Annotated in this window: 14 protein-coding genes; 10 read left to right on the forward strand and 4 right to left on the reverse strand. The window is 38.6% G+C overall.

All coding sequences use genetic code 11. From position 1 onward, the window contains the following. Positions 1-372 precede the first annotated feature (372 nt). From BHE19_RS17335 to BHE19_RS17360, 6 genes are all read left to right on the forward strand, one after another. On the forward strand, positions 373-2,760 hold the full coding sequence (locus BHE19_RS17335; protein WP_083342576.1) for a TonB-dependent receptor: 2,388 nt from the start codon (positions 373-375) through the stop codon (positions 2,758-2,760). Positions 2,761-2,788: 28 nt separating this feature from the next. Beyond that, entirely contained in the window at positions 2,789-3,505 is a 717-nt protein-coding gene (locus BHE19_RS17340) for an HmuY family protein (protein WP_070908154.1), read from the forward strand. A 9-nt stretch (positions 3,506-3,514) separates the two neighbouring features. After that, positions 3,515-4,300: an HmuY family protein gene (locus BHE19_RS17345; RefSeq protein WP_083342577.1), complete on the forward strand. Its 786-nt coding sequence runs from the start codon at positions 3,515-3,517 to the stop codon at positions 4,298-4,300. A 14-nt stretch (positions 4,301-4,314) separates the two neighbouring features. Continuing rightward, positions 4,315-5,061, forward strand: a complete 747-nt coding sequence (locus BHE19_RS17350) for a DUF5018 domain-containing protein (RefSeq protein WP_070908155.1) — start codon at positions 4,315-4,317, stop codon at positions 5,059-5,061. 79 nt (positions 5,062-5,140) lie between these two features. Further along, complete coding sequence (locus BHE19_RS17355) at positions 5,141-5,812, forward strand: hypothetical protein (RefSeq protein ID WP_070908156.1); 672 nt, start codon at positions 5,141-5,143, stop codon at positions 5,810-5,812. A gap of 245 nt (positions 5,813-6,057) precedes the next feature. Further along, positions 6,058-7,089, forward strand: a complete 1,032-nt coding sequence (locus BHE19_RS17360; RefSeq protein ID WP_123923441.1) for a hypothetical protein — start codon at positions 6,058-6,060, stop codon at positions 7,087-7,089. A gap of 87 nt (positions 7,090-7,176) precedes the next feature. On the opposite strand, the gene BHE19_RS17365 is transcribed toward BHE19_RS17360, so the two are convergent. Together BHE19_RS17365 and BHE19_RS17370 are read right to left on the reverse strand one after the other, a co-directional pair. Next, entirely contained in the window at positions 7,177-7,740 is a 564-nt protein-coding gene (locus tag BHE19_RS17365; protein WP_070908205.1) for a DUF417 family protein, read from the reverse strand. An 86-nt stretch (positions 7,741-7,826) separates the two neighbouring features. Continuing rightward, entirely contained in the window at positions 7,827-8,678 is an 852-nt protein-coding gene (locus BHE19_RS17370; protein ID WP_070908158.1) for a helix-turn-helix domain-containing protein, read from the reverse strand. 245 nt (positions 8,679-8,923) lie between these two features. On the opposite strand from BHE19_RS17370, the gene BHE19_RS17375 reads away from it, so the two are divergent. From BHE19_RS17375 to BHE19_RS17390, 4 genes are all read left to right on the forward strand, one after another. Next, positions 8,924-9,286, forward strand: a complete 363-nt coding sequence (locus BHE19_RS17375; RefSeq protein WP_070908159.1) for a hypothetical protein — start codon at positions 8,924-8,926, stop codon at positions 9,284-9,286. Between the two features lie 224 nt (positions 9,287-9,510). Next, a complete protein-coding gene (locus BHE19_RS17380; RefSeq protein ID WP_070908160.1) occupies positions 9,511-10,611 on the forward strand; it encodes an efflux RND transporter periplasmic adaptor subunit in 1,101 nt (366 codons plus the stop codon). Between the two features lie 32 nt (positions 10,612-10,643). After that, a complete protein-coding gene (locus tag BHE19_RS17385; protein ID WP_070908161.1) occupies positions 10,644-13,757 on the forward strand; it encodes an efflux RND transporter permease subunit in 3,114 nt (1,037 codons plus the stop codon). 8 nt (positions 13,758-13,765) lie between these two features. After that, the gene (locus BHE19_RS17390; protein ID WP_083342578.1) at positions 13,766-15,262 is read left to right on the forward strand and encodes a TolC family protein; all 1,497 of its coding nucleotides are present in this window, start codon (positions 13,766-13,768) and stop codon (positions 15,260-15,262) included. A 146-nt stretch (positions 15,263-15,408) separates the two neighbouring features. Here the strand turns inward: BHE19_RS17390 and BHE19_RS17395 are convergent, their stop codons facing one another. Further along, on the reverse strand, positions 15,409-15,657 hold the full coding sequence (locus BHE19_RS17395) for a hypothetical protein (protein ID WP_017497164.1): 249 nt from the start codon (positions 15,655-15,657) through the stop codon (positions 15,409-15,411). A gap of 290 nt (positions 15,658-15,947) precedes the next feature. Beyond that, positions 15,948-18,899 carry an FAD-binding and (Fe-S)-binding domain-containing protein gene (locus tag BHE19_RS17400; protein ID WP_070908162.1) on the reverse strand — a complete coding sequence of 984 codons (2,952 nt, stop codon included), beginning with the start codon at positions 18,897-18,899 and terminating at the stop codon, positions 15,948-15,950. Positions 18,900-19,037: the final 138 nt, after the last annotated feature.

A 19,037-nucleotide genomic window follows, 5' to 3' on the forward strand; every position in this document is an offset into this window, starting at 1 on the left:
CAGATAGTATTTAAAATTTTCAAAAGCTATTTTCAATTGTTTTAAGACGATTTTGTAAGAACCGGCACTAAAATAACCCAAAAAAGTGACTGTATTTTACGCTTTTTCAGCTCTTTCAATTTGTTAAATTTTTCTTAAATACAGAACTTAACTTACTTATTCGTTAAATATCTAAAAGACTAATAAACAATTAGCTAAAACCTTTTATCTGAAGTTTAAATTCACATTGATAATCTTTTACCTACTTAATTTCCATCCATTCTGTAAAAAAAATACTATTACTACATTATTAATTATTATTTTTACACAGTCTAAATAAGAATAGTGACACAATAATACTCTTATTCCTTTAGACAATGGATAACACACAGAATGAAAAACAAAAATACCAACACTCCTGTCCAAAAAACAATATTTACTTGTTTGCTTGTTTTGTATATAAGTTTTGTTCAGGCTCAAAACAGTTCCGCTTTTAGCGGTTTTGTCTATCATGCCGGAAATCCGCTTCCAAAGGTTCTCGTAACACTGGAGTCTTCAGGCAAGTCAGTACTATCAGATCGTACGGGATACTTTTCATTTAACGGTGTATCCAATGGAACCTACAACATCAGAATCACCACCATGGGATTTAAAGATTACATCCGACAGATTGTTTTGAATGGCTCCGCTATGAAGCCACTGCACATTAATATGGAGCCAGGTATTGATCTGAATGAAGTAAGCGTAAAAGGTCGTTCCAAAAAGAGTAATCCCGAAAGCCTTGTCAATGCTCAGTATAGTGCGATGCCCGTAACCATAATTGATCGTAAAACCATAGAACTAATGGGCAGCCGAAGACTTGATGAGGTCTTAAAAGAGCAGACGGGAATCGCAATTGTCAACAATATTAGTGGTGGAGCACGATCTGTAGGCGTTCAAATGCAGGGCTTTGGCAGCGAATATATTATGGTACTTATTGACGGTCAGCCTATGGTTGGACGCAACAATGGTAATTTCGATCTTTCGAGAATCAGTGTGTCTAATATAGAACGTATTGAGATCATAAAAGGAGCATCTTCCAGTCTTTACGGCAGTGAAGCGTTGGGCGGTACCATTAATATTATTACCCGACACGGCGTAATTGATCCGCAGCTACAAACTTCTGTAAGTTATGGTTCATTGAACATTCTGGATGCCACTGTAGAAGGTGAAACCCCATTCGCACAAAATAAAGGAACCGCCAATATAGCGGCAAATTATTATCGAACCGACGGTTTTAATACCAATTCAAAATACATTAAAGGCACCACTTCTCCACCCTACGACAATTATAGCTTACAGGGAAGATCACGCTATCAAATCGGTGCTGAGAGTTATTTAAATCTAAGCGGTCGTTACGGTCTGCGACGTTCTTTTATGCAAAAGGATTTTGGTCTTGGACACATTTCCGGAGATCATCAGGACGAGCAGGATCTTAACCTTTCACTTTCGTTCGATCACCGTTTCAATAGTAACTTAAGAAGCATTACGCGATACTACCTCACTCATTATACTGCCGATATGAGTGTGGCCTGGCAGCAAAGCAATAATGCTGTTAGTCAGGATGTTTTTAAACAGACACTTCATCGCGTAGAACAGCAATTCTCCTACAGCAATAACAATTCGTACCAGCTTGTGGGCGGCATTGGCGGAAGTCAGGAGAATATGAACGATAAATCGCTGAATGGTGTCAATTCTCTACAGACTTTTTTCTCTTATGTTCAGGGCGAATGGTCTCCTGTTCAGAAAGTAAAAGCTGTGGGCGGACTCCGTTACGATCACACTAATAATTTTGGAGGAAGACTCAATCCCAGTTTTGGATTACAATACTTCATTACGCCTAAACTGACTTTTAAAACAGGTATTGGAACAGGATTTAAAGCTCCTGATTTTAAAACCAATTATTTGGTGTTCTTTAATCCTAACGGAAATTACCTGGTTATTGGTAATGCGGTTCTCGCTCCTACACTACAGCAGTTAAAAGAGGACGGTCAGATTAGCGAAATCAGGCAATATGTGCTCAATCAAACTGCAGGAAATCTTCAGGCCGAAAAGAGTACTTCGTACAATGCAGGATTAGTTTTGGAACCTTCCAAAAAGTTTAAAATAGAAGGAAATCTTTTTTATCATAAAATAACCAATCAAATTAATAGCATTCAGGTCGCTACAGGAACCAATAATCAAATTATTTATACGTATCAAAACCTCCCTAAAGCTGTTAACAAAGGATTTGAAATTGCTTTAAAACTCAGTCCGATAAAGAATCTGGAAATAAGCGCCGGTTATCAATATTTAATTGCTAAAGATCTTAGTATCAAAGACAGTATCAGTGCAGGTAAATGGCCTTATAGCCAAAACATACATGATCCTGCAACCGGAAATTCGTATAAACCCCGTCCGTCTGATTACTGGGGTATTGAAAATCGTTCCCGCCACATGGCCAATACTTCTATTTTCTATCGCTATAATCCATGGAAACTTAATGCAAACATCAGGGTTAATTTTAGAGGCAAGTATCCTTTCGGAGATCGAAACGGCAATCAATTCATTGACCAATACGACATTTTTGTGAAGAATTATTGGCTTACTAATGCCAGTATAGAAAAACAACTGTTAAAAGACCATCTCAGTATTCGATTTACAGCTGATAATATTTTCAACTACACCGATCCGCTAATGCCCGGACAGCCCGGAAGAATATTGCTTGCCGGCATAAGCTATCGTTTTTTTAAAGATCAATAAAACTATAATTTACCTTAAATATTTCATCATGATAACAAATCATATATTCAAAAAATGGCCTTTAGTACTACTTATTATAGGTATGAATTTTATTTCCTGCAGCAGTACTGACGAAAATCCTACAGCCACTCTGACAGATGGTAAAAGCACCATAGTTTCAGATCTTGCCGGAGATACCGGAGCTGCTATGAGCAGTGACACAAAGGGCAAGGAAAAAAGAGGGTTTCATACTTTTCTTTTTCGCTTTAGCGATCAGAAACAAATCTGGCTGCATACAAAAGCAGATTCTTTACAATTCATGAAAACAAACGACTGGGACATTGCTTTTACAGGGCCTTACAATAGTGAAGTTTTTATAAACAATACAAAATACCAATACAATCCCGGTTATGGTGGTCCGGCAAAAAACACAGCGGTAGTGTTATTGAAAGAAGCTTATAAAAATGTCAATCAGGCGCCTTCAGATACTGATTTTAACAACAGTGAAGTTACTAAAATTGGATGGTCTTCCTCTGAAAGCTCTGCGGGTTGGTTTTATTACAGCTTAAGCAGTCATATCATGCAGGCTATTCCGGATCGTACTTATGTGCTGCGTCTGCCTAATGGAAAATATGCAAAGCTACAACTCATAAATGCTTACAAAGGCAATCCCCCTGCTGTAACTGATTTAAACTGGCCTGCTCCCTATTTTACTTTCAAATACTTTGTACAGCAGGACGGAAGTAAAAATTTAAGTACCAATTAATTGAATAACATGACAAAAATCAAAACCCTAACCCAAAAAATGCCCGGAATCCTACTGGTCGTTTTTCTTCTAACCGTTTTGTTTACGGCCTGCTCAGCAGACGAAAATAAGGCAACCGATCCGAAAACCGAAATTCCTTCAACAGGTTTATTCTATAAAGTAATACAGGTAAAAAACTATCAAGGGAGTACTTCTGATGCAAATCCTACTGCTCCTTCAGCAACACTTTACTACAGTCTTGAAGAAAACAAAGCTGTAGAGGGATCTTATAAAAAAACCCGAAAATGGGATCTGGCTTTTGGCGGGCTTTACGCGAGCTTTTTATCCGGAAACAATGGCAGCAACTCACAAAACAACGGTTCACTTGCGGGAGGTATAGGTGGAATCACGATTGTAGCCAAACCTTTTAATGAAGTTATTGATATTCCTGCAGACAGTCAGTTTAAAACCGGAATTGACCTTATTGGTACTGATGATGCAGGCTCATTTGGAAACGGAACAGGATGGTACTTGTATGATTTTGGAGGTGAAGTGGTATCGGATGGAAAGAATCCGCAGAAAGCACACGTGGCCTATGCACTTGGAGAATCACTTAAAATTGCAAACGGTACTGTAATTCCGGCCAGAACGATTATCCTGAAAACCGCTAACGGTAATTACGCAAAAATCAAAATGATATCTGTTTATAAAGATGTATACAGCCCTAAGGATTGGTTTAAAGACACTCCGCACATGTATTACACTTTTGAATATGTAATGGTACCGGCGGGAAGTACCAAATTTGAAATCCGATAACCAATTTAATTCACATGAATAGTAAAATTACCCCATTAAAAACAAACTTATTCGCTTCAGCTTTTACCCTACTTACTCTGTTAACGGGATGCAGCAGTGAGGAAGAAAGATGGACAGATGTAAAAGAAGCACCCATTACAGAAATAGTTACCGGTCTGGATGCTAAAAGAATTATATCTTTTCGTGTAACCAATCCTGGCACCACTCAGGCCATTCATAGTGCTGTAAACAATCTGAAGAAGACCATTACAGTTTACCTGCCTTCTTATTATGAGTATCAATATCTTGAAGCTGCCATATCATTACCGGCAAATACCACTATTTCTCCTGCCGCAAAAGAACTGATACCTGTTTTTAGCAAAACTCCGGTAACCTATACCACAAAAGCGGCAGATGGAACAACCGCGGTTTACACGGTGAACGTTGTTATACAACAGCCTAAATTAGTCGTAAATGAAGTATCAAGTCCAACTGAAACTTTCTCGATTAGTACCGATAGTCCGCTTACGGTAAAAGGGCAAAATTTCCTGCCGTCTTATGAGGTGACAAAAGTGTTTGTGGTAGATGCGCAAGGCAACAAGAAATGGCAGATGAAGCAATACAATGAAGGTCTTGATATTGGAAGTTTTTATGTCATGTATGTTTTTGCAGATGCAGCCAATACAACTATACCTCTTCAACCGGATACCGATTACTGGTTAATGATGGAAAGTTATAATCTGTCCACTACCATGAAATATCCGTTCAGGATCACCAATTAAATATAAGAAAATATAAAATGCCTGTTTACACTGCGAGGGTAATGAAAGAAGCCAATTAATCTATCAAATATAAATCATTATGAAAAAAATAATTCTATCAATTTTAGCAGTGGCTGCTATTTCATTTACATCTTGTAGTACTGACGAACAAAATGCCGAAACACAAGCGGTAGCAAAAGAACAATCGCAAGGATCAAATTTAACTAAGAAATCTGCTTTAGCTCTTTGTACAGTTACTTCTACCTCTGTTACGGTAAACAGAACTGCTGCACCATCTTCTACCTATACGAACTGGACTCCTGTTGCGGCTGCAATTGGAGGTGTTAACGTTCAATGGGAAGGTATTTACGGAGGTTCAATCCGTCCGGTAGGTAATGCCGGTAAATGGTATGTGGGTACTGTTAACTTAAATCAGACTTGTGATGACTGGGATAGCTGGAACTCTGCTATTGTAGTTAAAAACGCATCTGGTAACGTAGGTACTTCACCGGCAGATCCGTACAATGTTTTAGGATACAACGGAACTATATCCGGAGCAAATTATCGCTTAGGATACTACTCTTACAACATCCTTACACATGTTATGACTCCTGCAAAAGCTATTGTAATCTGGAGAACTAATTCTGGTACAAATTCACAATCAGTTACGAGTCCTGCATCAGCATTAGAAGCTTACCTGGTTAAGGTAACCAGCATTACTCCGGGATCTTCAAACAGTACTGTAAACTATAACTGGACTCAGGTAAAATAATTAACAACAGCGTAAAAAAGAACATGGGAGCACGAAATAGATAAAAGTAACTGCAGCAAATGCTGACCGGCGATCGACTGCAAAATACCCTATTCCCTAAATCATTCCCCCATGACCACAAACGGCTCTGTAAAATTACCGTAAGCATTGTAAAACAGGCATTTTAAAAAATAATAGCCCGCTTATTCAATAAGTAGCAAAACTAATAAATAAAATCAAGTAAAAATTACATAGACAACACAATCATGACTAAAAGAATACATAATCCTGTCTTTTTATATCAAATAGCCCTGCTTTTTATGGCATTGGCATGTGTTTCGTGCGAAACGGAGTATATCGACAAGGTAAATACTATTCCGGCCGATGTTATTAAAGTTCCGGGTTACACCCATATTGAATCTTTTACCATTAAGGATACTGAAAATAATGCGATTAGTGCAGCTCTGACTGAGGAAAATATAGTAATTACCTGGAGCAACCACATAACACTTCCTGAAACGGTTAAACCGGAAATCATTCTGGGTACCGAGGCTACTATCTCTCCGGCAACTGGTGCAGAGGTAGCTTTTAAAGACGGTACCGTTTATACCGTTACATCAAAAGCAGGTACTACAAAAAAATATACCCTAAAAATAGATTTCAGACAAAAAGAACCTCTAACATGGACTTCAACTCAGGAAGAGCCATTAGCCAAAGGTTTTATGGCAAAAATGACCAATCGTGGTACGAGCGATCCGGCGATCATCAATGATTTATGGATGAGTCTTAAAGATACCAGAGTTTACTTTGTATCTGCTGCCGATCAAAAAACAGAATACACAGCAGAAATCGTGTACTTAGGCAACGGCGAAACTGCGGCGCCTTTTCTAGAATATGGAGTGTATTACTTTCTTCCGGAAAATATGCCGTTGGGACTATATGATCTTCGTATTAAAAATGGAGCTTACACCCTTCAAAATGCCAGTGTAGAAAACAGATTTAAAATTGAGGTAACGGAACCTGACTATTTCAAAACAGAGAGATTTGGTTTTCCAACTACTAAACGTTTAGGAGAAACTCTTGAAGTGCGAGGCGGTTTATTAAATGAACTTACTGCAGTAGAAATTTACAATACCAGTAACACTGCTGTCACCTATCCTTTAGAAATTGTAAGTCTTTCTTCTTATAAAGCCATACTGAAAATTCCGGCCGGAGTTCCTGTTGGAGCATACAACAGAATGAGATTTAAAAGAGGTACCGCAACCTCAAATCTAAGTTATGCCGTAACTGTGCAATAGTTTTAAAGCTTTAATAATTGAAAATGCAAAAGCCTTTAGCTGCCCTGAGCGCTAAAGGCTTTTCTGACAATACTGTGATTTAGTTTTTTAAGACTGTCTCTTTAGATACAATGCGGCCGATTCGCTCATCGTAATTAAGGAAGCTCCCAAAATCACAATGTCTTTCAGAACCAGACGCCCTCTGCCTGACAAATAAGGAAAGCCATATTGCTCATCCGTTAAATGCGGCACCCAGCTTTCGGGTGTGGTTACTAAAAAAGATAATGTTCCTATAGTCAGTATAAAAACCAATATGCTTCCGATCAGACTTGCCAAAGGTGCCCATTGATGAATCGCTACCAGAACCCCTATTCCGATTAACAAAATTCCAAGACCATTGGCAAACCCATACGTATTATTGGAGATCTGCCATTCGTGGTTTTCGGTAACCAGCTCCCCTTCTTTATTGACAAATTCTTTGTACTCGGTGGGCTGATTGTAAAAGAAAGACATAAAGGGGCTGTTGGCTACAAAAGGTACGATTCCGTCTGCTTCGTAGGTAAAGAACTTAAGTCCGCCAATCCATAAAAAAACAATTACGATTCCGGCACGTACTGCTTTTTTTCCTAACTGATCTAAATTTGCAATTGTATTCAAAATGGTATTTTTCATTACTGTAATTTTTAAATTATTTATTTTTAAATAACACAGCAAAACTACCTTTCAAATGTTTGGCAAAGAATGGACGAAAAAGGATATTAACTAGACAAATCTGCCACAATTGAAATTCCGGTTGTTTTTCTAAAGGTTTGCGGAGAAATGTTTGTCCTTTTTTTAAAGACCCTGCTAAAATAGTATTCGTCCTGAAATTTCAAAGCAAAAGCAATTTCTTTTATGCTCATTCTAGTCAGGTGCAGGTATTTCTTAGCTTCAAGAATTTGTCGTTCCTGAATCATTTGCGTTGGAGTTTTATCGAAGCGTTTTCTGCATTGCTTGGTAAAATTATTAGAAGTCATCGCTAATAAGGACGCATAATCACTTGGTTTGTGAAGGGTCAGAAAATGTTCCTCCAAAAGTAGCCTAAACTGATCCATTTTTTCATCTTTTGGAAGTTCCTGCTTCTCGATGCTGTTCATTTTGATACTGCTCGATTTGGCTAAGAACAACTGAATATAAGCTCTCAATACAATCTCGGAAGGAGTTTCCTGCTTTAGTTCATCCGTAATCTGATCCATTAATTGTGCATATAATTGATGCTGGTCAACAGTTAATGGTATAGAAGGCTCTAAATATATATTATTAAAGAGTAAGCCATTACAAGCGACTTCATTCCTATGATATTCAATACAATAGAAGTCTCCATGAAATTGTAAAACACTATATTTAAGAGGTTTATTTTCTTTTATATAAATAGATTGTTGAGGTGTTGAGAACAAAAGAACCGGGCCTCTAAAATAAAAAGAGGCAAAATCAGCATGAAAAATTCCCTCGCCTTCACTAACGAATAAAACAGTATACTCGCTAAACTGAGCAGGTTTATTCAAAACAAAATGTTCTGATCGATCTGTTCCTAATAAAAATGTGCCCTGTTGGGAGAATACTTTATTCATTTCAATAATTTTAGTGCTTCTTTCTCTTTTTACAAAATTAAGAATGAATTCTGTTTTTATAACATCAAGCCTCTATAAAACCATCCTAAAAATGAATGGTGTCTTTCCGGAATGTTATCCTATCCTCAATTTTTAATATTTTCTTAAAATTTTAAGAATCCTTTATTTTGCAAATGCCTATATTTGGCCCATATCAAATAGAAGTTGTCTTTACAGATGACAAGCTACAATTCTTTACTGCATTCATGAAACCATTAAAGTTCATAGGTATTATTTTGCTGCTCTTACTCCCTTTTTTAAGTGGAGGAGAATCTGGTAAACATACTGCTGAACTTACGATTTGTCAGCTTCAGGAAAACTTCACCGCTTCAGAAGTACCTCAATTTTCGTCTTCCGCTTTGGTTAGTCCCAAAGATCTTGACATTCATTTCATTGTCAAAAAGAAGATCAAACACCGTGCTACAACTTCAGACAGCAGTACTTTAAAAACACCGTACTATACCAAATTAGTACCATTCAGAATTTTCAAAAATCGCTTAATTTATGGTATGGCAACTGTCTACCAGATTCAGCGTCATACCCATCTGCACCTGTACCAGTTATTCTAGGTCATAATCCGTTTCATTTTTATATTCCTCTTATGCAATGCACTTTCTGTGTTTTATTGTAAAGGGCAACTTTTGATATAAAAATATTCTATCCAAACGTTACTGCCCTCTAAAAGCAGTAGTCGTTACAATATCCCTTATTTAACATTTAAATTATTCACGACTCCCTGCAAATCAATGTTGGGGAGCACCTTCATTTATATACCCCTATTTAAAAATTCATTATGAACACTACAAAAAATCAATTCTTGTTAATTGTTTTATCTGTTTTATTTCTGAGCTCTTGTGGAGATAAAACCAAAAAAGAGACTTCGAAAATCAAAACACTGCCTGTCTACAAAGTCACCTTGCAGGACACCATCGTTTCTAACCGTTTTGTGGCTGATGTGCACGCCAAAAACAATGTAGAAATACATGTTCGCATTCCCGGATTACTGGATAAGGTTTATGTGAGCGAAGGACAAAAGGTACATAAAGGACAACTGCTCTTCAAAATCAGTGATGTCGAGCTGCAAATACAATTACTAAAAGCTCAGGCGGTATACAAAAGTACTATGGCAGACCTTAGAATTGCCACAGTCGAGCTTGAGCAGGCACAAACCCTGTTTAACAAGAAAGTAATTGCCGACAAAGAACTGGAACTTTCTAAAGCCAAATATGAAGCCGCTTCTGCCAAAGTTGCCCATGCAGTTGCCGAACGAAAAGCAATCAATCAGCAGATTAGTTTCACCACTATCAGAGCTCCATTTGACGGAACGATCGATCGTATCCCGTTCAAAGAAGGCAGTCTTGTAGAGAATGGTTCCCTACTAACAACGGTTTCTCAACTGGATGATATCTACGCTTATTTCTCGATCCCTGAAAACATCTATTTCCAAATGATGACCGACAAAAGCCTGAACAAACCCGGAGGCGACATTAAACTGGAATTACCAAATGGAGTCGTTTACAACCAAAAAGGCGAATTAAGAACTGCCGACGGTGAAATTGACCGACAAACAGGTTCTATTCAGTACAAAGCAAAATTTCATAATCCGCAAGGTTTTATCAAACACGGAACATCGGGAAAACTAATTATATCAGAACCTAAAAAGAATGTGATTTTAATTCCACAGAAAGCTGTTTTTTCGATTCAGGACAAACAGTTTGTATTTCTTGTCAACAAAGAAGGAATTGTAAAAATGACCAACATTAGTATTGGAAGTACGCTTGACGATGTGTTTATCCTCAACAAAGGATTAAAAAGCGATGACCTGATTGTACAAGAAGGAACTCAATCACTGCGGGACGGTGACAAAATTAACATCCAAAACGCAAGCTTATAGTTCCTTATTAATTAGTCTCAAAAAAATATAAAATGATAGAGTTATTTATCAAACGAAAAATACTATCGTTAATCATTTCGGTTATGATAGTACTCCTCGGTATACTGGCCTTGTTTCAGTTGCCTATAACACAATTTCCTGATATTGTTCCGCCATCTGTAACGGTAACGGCTAAATATACAGGAGCCAATGCCGAAGTTTCGGCCAATGCCGTCGCACTGCCCTTGGAACGCGCTATTAATGGTGTTCCCGGTATGACCTATATGTCAACGGTCACTTCAAACGACGGTCTGACGCTGATACAAGTCTTTTTTGAAGTCGGAACCGATCCGGATCTCGCAGCCGTAAACGTTCAAAACCGTGTGACTACTATACTCGATGAGTTGCCGGAAGAGGTAATTCGCGCCGGAGTAACGACCGAGAAAGAGGTGAACAGTATGCTGATGTATCTGAACATTACGAGTACAGATAAAACGCAGGACGAGCAATTTATCTTTAACTTCACCGATATCAACATTCTACAAGAACTGAAACGTATTGATGGTGTTGGAAGGGCTGAAATTATGGGACAAAAAGAATACTCAATGCGGGTATGGCTTGATCCTCAAAAAATGCTCTCTTATGCTATATCGGCAAATGAGGTAATTGCTTCTCTTCAAAAACAAAACATCTCTGCTGCACCCGGAAAAGTAGGTGAAGGTTCCGGACAATTGGACAATCAGCTTCAATATGTGATCAAATACGGAGGGAAATTCTACGAACCCAAACAGTATGAAGAAATTCCGATTCGTGCTAATTCAGATGGTACCATCCTAAAATTAAAAGACATCTCTAAGATCGAATTTGGATCGATGAGTTACGGAATGGTTTCTAAAACCGATGGTAAACCTTCGGCTTCTATCATGCTAAAACAACGTCCGGGTTCAAATGCTTCTGAAGTAATTGCCAGCGTAAAAGAAAAGATGGCCGAACTTCAAAAGACTTCCTTCCCTCCCGGAATGGATTACAATATTGCGTACGATGTATCGCGCTTTCTGGACGCATCGATCGATGAGGTTTTAAAAACACTTATCGAAGCCTTTATTCTGGTAGCTTTTGTGGTTTTCATTTTCCTGCAAGACTGGCGCTCTACTTTAATACCGGTTTTAGCCGTACCTGTAGCGCTTATTGGTTCGTTTGCTTTCATGTCGATGATGGGCTTTTCGATCAACCTGCTAACCTTATTTGCTTTAGTTCTATCGATCGGGATTGTGGTCGACAACGCCATTGTAGTAGTCGAAGCCGTCCATGTTAAAATTTCCGAAGAACATATGGCACCTCTGCCGGCAACAATAAGTGCCATGAAAGAAATTACAGGTGCTGTTATTGCCATAACCATAGTAATGAGTGCCGTGTTTATTCCTGTTGCCTTTCTTAGCGGTCCAGTTGGAGTTTTCTACAGACAGTTCTCTTTAACCATGGCGATTAGTATTGTAATCTCAGGAATCAACGCACTTACTTTAACTCCTGCACTCTGTGCTATTTTGCTTAAACCGCATAATCCGGACGAAAAGAAAACCTCTCTACTGAATCGTTTCTTCGACGGTTTTAATAAATGGTTTGATAATGTAACTGCAGGTTATATCAGAATACTGGCCAAATTTGCAGACCGAACTACTGTTACAGCTGGATTATTGGTTTTATTCTGTCTGCTTACCTGGGGAACCAGCAAATTTGTTCCGGGTGGTTTTATTCCTTCTGAAGATCAAGGGATGGTTTATGTAAGTGTGACTACACCTCAGGGCGCCACTGTAGAACGTACTGAAAAAGTACTGGATGAGGTTACCCGATTAGCCAAAGAAATTAAAGGTGTCGACAACGTGACCACTCTTGCCGGATACAGTATTGTAACCGAAATTGCAGGAGCTTCTTACGGAATGGGTATGATCAATTTGAAAGACTGGAACGATCGCGATATCTCAGTAAACGAATTCATCACCAAACTGGGAGAGAAAACAAAGAACATTTCTGATGCTCAGATTGAGATTTTTGCACCGCCAACGGTACCCGGTTTTGGAAATACAAGCGGGTTTGAACTTCGCTTACTCGACAAATCGGGCGGAACGATTACTAATACCGACGCCGTAACCAAAAATTTTATCAAGGAACTCAATGCTTCGCCAGAAATACAAAACTCTTTTACCAGTTTTGATGCTACTTTCCCACAGTATTTGATTCATATTGATTACGATCAGGCAGCTAAAAAAGGAGTTTCTGTAGACAATGCGATGTCGACTCTGCAAACGATGCTGGGTTCTTTTTATGCGACTAATTTTATTCGTTTCTCACAAATGTATAAAGTAATGGTTCAGGCCAGTCCTCAATTTAGGAAGAATCCCGAAAGTATTCTGGATATGTACCTTAAGAATGATGCCGGCGAAATGGTTCCGTTCTCCACCTTCATCAAACTCGAACGTGTGTACGGTCCCGAAGTTTTAACACGATACAACATGTACATGTCGGCTATGATCAACGGAGAACCTGCTGACGGATACAGCTCCGGTGAGGCAATTGCCGCTGTAGAGAAAATCGCTGCCGAAAAACTTCCGGGCAGGTTTGAACTGGAATGGTCGGGTATGACACGTGAAGAAATCCTGTCGGGGAATCAGACGATTTACATTTTTGCTTTATGCATACTGTTTGTCTATTTACTTCTTGCTGCCCAATACGAAAGTTTACTGCTTCCGTTTCCGGTACTTTTAAGTTTGCCTGTAGGGGTGTTCGGATCGTACCTCGCGCTGTTAATGGTTGGACTCGACAATAACATTTATGCCCAGGTAGCACTCGTCATGCTGATCGGGTTGCTCGCCAAAAATGCCATTCTGATTGTAGAGTTTGCGATGGCGCAGAACAAAATCGGACGGGACATTACGGAGGCTGCCATCGAAGGAGCCCGACTGCGTTTCCGACCTATTTTAATGACTTCTTTTGCTTTTATTTCAGGACTGATTCCTTTATGTATCGCCTCGGGTGCGGGAGCCGTTGGTAACCGTTCGATTGGTACGGCAGCTGCCGGAGGAATGTTCATCGGAACGGTGTTTGGACTTGTTATCATACCGGGTCTTTATATACTGTTTGCCAAATTTGAAAAAGCACTGAAAAAATAAATACAATAATGAAAAAATCACTAAATCAACATAAAGCAGTTATTGATCAAAACTATAAGTTTAAGTCATTTTCACTCTTACTGGTAGCCGGAATTCTGTTATTGACAGCTTGTTCTGCTCCAAAAGTTAATGATAATCTGGCTGCTAAAACACTGCCCAAAAATTTCGATGTTACTTCAAAAAAAGCTGCTGACAGCGGAACAACTTTTGTTCCGCTGCAAACAGCCACTTATTTTAAGGATGAAAAACTAGAACAATTATTAGACAAAGCGATGGCTCAGAATCCGGATTATTTAATCATGGAACAGCGTATTCTAATAGCTAACTCGCATCTGAAAGCAGCTAAACTGGCTTTATTGCCTTCATTGGATTTTCAGGCCGATGCTTCGGGAACTCGTTATGGAAAATACACCATGGAGGGTGTTGGAAACTTTGACACTAATTTGTCTCAAAACATATCCGACAGACAACGAATTGCAACGGGTACTACCCCAAACTTTTTTCTGGGAGGAAAAGTATCCTGGGAAGCTGATATATGGGGAAAGCTAAGCAATAGGAAGAAAGCCGCACGTGACCGATATTTTGCCTCTCAACAAGGAATGCAATTGCTGAAGACTAAATTGTTAGGCGATATTGCAGAGCTGTACTACGAATTGGTAGCCTTAGACAAACAAGCACTAATTTACAAGCGAAACCTTGATACACAACAGCATGCATTGGATATCGTTTCGGCACAGCGATCTGTCGGAAAAGCCACAGAACTTGCCGTACAGCAATTCAATGCGCAAAACAACAATATATTGGCTGAAGCAGAACAATTAAATCTTAAAATCGATCAGGCAGAAAAGGCACTACTTACGCTGCTTGGAGAATACGGCGGGAAAATTGAAAGAAACACTGATTTTTCATCGGGTTATCTTAAAGTCTTAAATCAAAAAATAAGTGTAGACTCTATCATACATAAAAGACCCGATGTATCGGAAGCTTACTTTGAATTGAGGGCTACAAATGCAGATGCTAAAGCGGCTCGCGCAGCCTTCTTTCCAACTCTAAATTTAGGTGGATACGTAGGAATGAACTCTTTTTCTTTGAGTACTTTTTTTGACAGCGGTTCGTTTGCCTGGCAATTATTAGGCGGAATCACTGCTCCGATATTCAATAAAGGACAAATCAAACAGGAGTTTTTTACTGCCAACCGAAGACAGGAAATTTCTTTTCTACAATATCAAAACACCATTACAACCGCTTATAACGAACTAAGTGCTTTACTGCACCGAACTGAAGCTTTTGAAAATGTGCTGAAATATAAATCTAAAGAGATTGAACATCTTGAAATTGCTGTAAATGTTTCCAATGATTTGTATCTGAGTGGTTACGCCAATTATCTTGAAATCATCAATGCACAAAAAAACAAATTGCAGGCCGAACTTGATTTTGTAGAGATTCAGTTGAAAAATGCAAATGCACAGATCTTACTTTACAAAGCTTTAGGAGGCGGGATGTGATAAACATTCTGTTTCAGGTTTCAACTTGAAACTTGAAACCTGAAACTTAGACTTTGGACAAGCTTTTCTAAGATAAAGAACCCCGTTTCTATACCGAAACGGGGTTCTTGTTTTTTATGCATTATTTATCGTTTACTGTAAAAGTATTATTTGTAAAACGAGATTGTATCTGTTAGGTTTTCTCTGTGTATAAAAGCTGTAATAAACTCCTGAACTTCGTTGGTACTTTCAGATCGTGTTTCAAAAGAGTTAATATGAAATTCATCATCCTGATCCAGAATGTGTATGATTTCTGTATACCCTTTAGAAATTAAACTTCCTTTAAGTTTTATAATGTTCAACTGTTGGCGACCATCTAATTCCTTGCGAACTTTTAGTTTTATAGCTTTTTCCATAATAGATGTTTTAAAATGACAAACCTTTAACCTCTACTCAAATTTAAATATTATTCTTTTGAATGCTTGTTAAAAAAATAAACATAAGCTATTATTTATCAACAAACTATAAACAATTGATTAACAAGTTGCCACAGTCCTGATTACCGGAGATAAAAAAATCGTTCGTCGAAAACTATTTCTACTACACTTTTTGTTTTTTTGAAAGTTAAACGCCTAAATTTCAATGATAAAATCTGTCTTTTTACATTTTATAATTATTTAAAAACTCGAAAACGCCCCATTACAGCCTATTTTAACGCTTTATACAAGATCTCAACCGGATGTTGTGCTTTTCTACCCGTACCATCAGCAATCTGATGCCTGCAGCTGGTACCTGAGGCAGAGATTAGAGTAGCTTCTTCTTCAGAACGAATGGTTGGAAACAAAACCAACTCGCCAATTTTCATCGACAACTCATAATGTTCTTTTTCATAGCCAAAAGACCCAGCCATACCACAGCAACCACTCGGAATGTTTAGAACCGTATAATTTTCGGGCAAAGCCAGTATTTTTTTAAGAGGCACCAATGACGATAAGGCTTTTTGAAAACAATGTCCGTGCATGCGTATACGTTCCTGCCTATCGGTAAAATTACTTGAAGAAATCCTGCCTTCCTCCAGCTCTTTTGCCAAAAATTCCTCGATCAGGAAAGCTTTTGCAGCATAGTTTTTTGCTTTCACTTTTAACTCTCCTCGACATAAATCGGGATATTCGTCCCGAAAAGTTAAGATCGCCGAGGGTTCAATTCCGATCAGAATACCATCCTGTGGAATCGCCTGCTCAAAATCTCTAATGTTTTGTTCGGCAATTTCACGGGCCTCTTTCAGCATTCCTTTCGAAAGATAGGTTCTGCCACTAATCCCAATTTTTGGAATTTCGACCTGATACCCCAAACGATTCAGTAATTGTACCGCGGTCTGCCCTATTTCGACATCATAATAATTTAAAAATTCATCATTGTACAGGTATACTTTTCCGTTACTAAAATCCCCCTTTTGACGATACGTTTTCATCCACTTGGCGAAAGTAATCTTATGCATCAAAGGCAATTTTCGTTCTGTAGCAAATCCTGTTGTTTTTTTAACCACATTCCCCAAAGCTCCTTTTGTGGATAAATTATACATCCACGGAATCGCGGCAAACCATTTGTTTATTTTGGGAGTATTCCCGATAAGTCTGGAACGAAATTTCACTCCATTTTTATCGTGATATTGTTGTAACGTTTCGGCCTTTAATTTGGCCATATCCACATTCGAAGGACATTCTGATTTACAGCCTTTACAGCTCAAACACAAATCCAAAACGGCAACAAGATTGTCATCATCAAACTTGTTAGCCTGGGTAGAGTTGGTTATCGTCTCTCTCAGCATGTTTGCTCTGGCGCGCGTGGTATGTTTTTCGTCCCGTGTGGCCATATAACTCGGACACATGGTACCACCGCTTTTCTCAGTTTTTCGGCAATCTCCGGATCCGTTACACATCTCAGCAGCACGCAAAATTCCATTGTGTTCCGAAAAATCAAAATAGGTTTCCGGCATCGGGGTATCCTGTCCGGCAGTATATCTTAAATTTGTATCCATCGGTGGTGTATTCACAATTTTACCGGGATTGAAAATACCCCAAGGATCCCAGGTTTCCTTAATCTGAACAAACAATTGATAGATTTCCTCGCCTAACATCAGCGGAATAAATTCCCCTCTAAGTCTTCCATCTCCATGTTCACCGCTTAAAGAGCCTTTGTATTTTTTAACCAAATGTGCAATGTCTGTCGCAATAGTTCTGAAAAGCACCGTCCCTTCTTCCGTTTTTAAATCAATAATCGGACGAAGATGCAATTCTCCTGTTGCCGCGTGTGCATAGTGCACACAATTTAGATTTCGTTTTTTTAAAATAGCATTAAAATCTTCTATAAAATCCGGTAAATCATTTACATCTACTGCTGTATCTTCAATTACGGCAACCGCTTTGGCATCACCGGGAATATTAGACAGCAAACCTAGTCCTGCCTTACGCAAAGCCCAAACTTTATTGGTATCCTCACCATAAACAACTGGGAAATGATACCCTAAATTTTTAGAACGAAACAAAGCTTCCATTTCTTTGGCAATGGTCTCAATTTCTTCAGGAGAATCTCTTAAAAATTCAACGGCTAAAATTGCCTGAGGATCTCCCTTTACAAAAAAACGATTCTTACTTTGTTCAATATTTTCTTTTGTACATTCCAGAATATAATGATCGATTAATTCCACACTGTCCGGTTGAAATTTTAAAGCCTCAATATTGGCTTTAAGTGATTCATTAATACTTTCAAAATGAATGCACACCAATGCAGAATAAGGTTTTAACGCGTCGACCAAATTCAATTTTATAGCAGTCGAAAAGAACAAAGTTCCTTCTGATCCTGCTATCAGCTTGCAGAAGTTGAATTGCTCTTCTGAATCTTTAAAAGGCATTGTATCAGCCAGTAAATCTAAAGCATAGCCGGTGTTTCTTCTTGGAATTGATTTTTTAGGAAAATGATCTTCAAACAAAATTTGGTTTGATGCTGACGATAGTATTTCTTTGACCTGAACATAAATGGCCTGTTCCAAAGAGCTTACTACATTAATTCCGTTGCACTTATCTTCAAATTCAGCATTGGTTAACGCGCCAAATGTGACTTCGTTACCATCGGCCAAAAAGCCTTTGATTTCAAGCACGTGTTCGCGGGTCGATCCATAAATAACGGATCTCGCACCGCAGGCATTGTTGCCCACCATTCCGCCAATCATACAGCGATTGCTCGTCGAAGTTTCAGGTCCGAAAAACAACTTATAGGGTTTCAAATGAAGGTTTAGTTCGTCACGTATAACTCCGGGCTCGACCCATGCCGTTTTAGAGGCCTCATCTACCGATATAATTCTGGTAAACTCTTGTGAAATATCTACTATGATTCCGTTCCCAACAACCTGTCCCGCCAACGATGTTCCGGCAGCACGCGGAATTACACTGCTTTTATGCTCTCTCGCAAAAGCAATGATCTTCTGAATATCTTCCTTTGTTTTTGGAATGGCAACTGCGAGCGGCATTTCTTTATAGGCACTCGCATCAGTTGCATAAAGCAAGCGCATCGTATGATCGTAGAATAATTTACCTTCTAATTGTTTTTCGAGACTTTCAAGAGGAACGGTAGCCTCAGAAAGAATAGTATGGTTATTCATTTTAATACTTTATTATATACAGCTTCCTTTATCCAAACTAAGAATAAAAGTGCTTTTTTGGACTAACTATGGATGATTATTTTCTCGCAAAGACGCGGAGTCGCAAAGAAATTCTCTAAAAACTTTGCTGCTTTGCGA

The sequence above is a fragment of the Flavobacterium tructae genome, from assembly GCF_001853485.1.
In the GTDB taxonomy this organism is placed as follows: domain Bacteria; phylum Bacteroidota; class Bacteroidia; order Flavobacteriales; family Flavobacteriaceae; genus Flavobacterium; species Flavobacterium tructae.

Bases quoted from the DNA above. Each gene is read 5' to 3' on its own strand.
- BHE19_RS17350 (WP_070908155.1), top strand. From the start codon at position 4,315: ATGAATAGTAAAATTACCCCATTAAAAACAAACTTATTCGCTTCAGCT.
- BHE19_RS17390 (WP_083342578.1), top strand. From the start codon at position 13,766: ATGAAAAAATCACTAAATCAACATAAAGCAGTTATTGATCAAAACTAT.
- BHE19_RS17355 (WP_070908156.1), top strand. From the start codon at position 5,141: ATGAAAAAAATAATTCTATCAATTTTAGCAGTGGCTGCTATTTCATTT.
- BHE19_RS17375 (WP_070908159.1), top strand. From the start codon at position 8,924: ATGAAACCATTAAAGTTCATAGGTATTATTTTGCTGCTCTTACTCCCT.
- BHE19_RS17360 (WP_123923441.1), top strand. From the start codon at position 6,058: ATGACTAAAAGAATACATAATCCTGTCTTTTTATATCAAATAGCCCTG.
- BHE19_RS17400 (WP_070908162.1), bottom strand. From the start codon at position 18,899: ATGAATAACCATACTATTCTTTCTGAGGCTACCGTTCCTCTTGAAAGT.
- BHE19_RS17370 (WP_070908158.1), bottom strand. From the start codon at position 8,678: ATGAATAAAGTATTCTCCCAACAGGGCACATTTTTATTAGGAACAGAT.
- BHE19_RS17385 (WP_070908161.1), top strand. From the start codon at position 10,644: ATGATAGAGTTATTTATCAAACGAAAAATACTATCGTTAATCATTTCG.
- BHE19_RS17335 (WP_083342576.1), top strand. From the start codon at position 373: ATGAAAAACAAAAATACCAACACTCCTGTCCAAAAAACAATATTTACT.
- BHE19_RS17345 (WP_083342577.1), top strand. From the start codon at position 3,515: ATGACAAAAATCAAAACCCTAACCCAAAAAATGCCCGGAATCCTACTG.
- BHE19_RS17340 (WP_070908154.1), top strand. From the start codon at position 2,789: ATGATAACAAATCATATATTCAAAAAATGGCCTTTAGTACTACTTATT.
- BHE19_RS17365 (WP_070908205.1), bottom strand. From the start codon at position 7,740: ATGAAAAATACCATTTTGAATACAATTGCAAATTTAGATCAGTTAGGA.
- BHE19_RS17380 (WP_070908160.1), top strand. From the start codon at position 9,511: ATGAACACTACAAAAAATCAATTCTTGTTAATTGTTTTATCTGTTTTA.
- BHE19_RS17395 (WP_017497164.1), bottom strand. From the start codon at position 15,657: ATGGAAAAAGCTATAAAACTAAAAGTTCGCAAGGAATTAGATGGTCGC.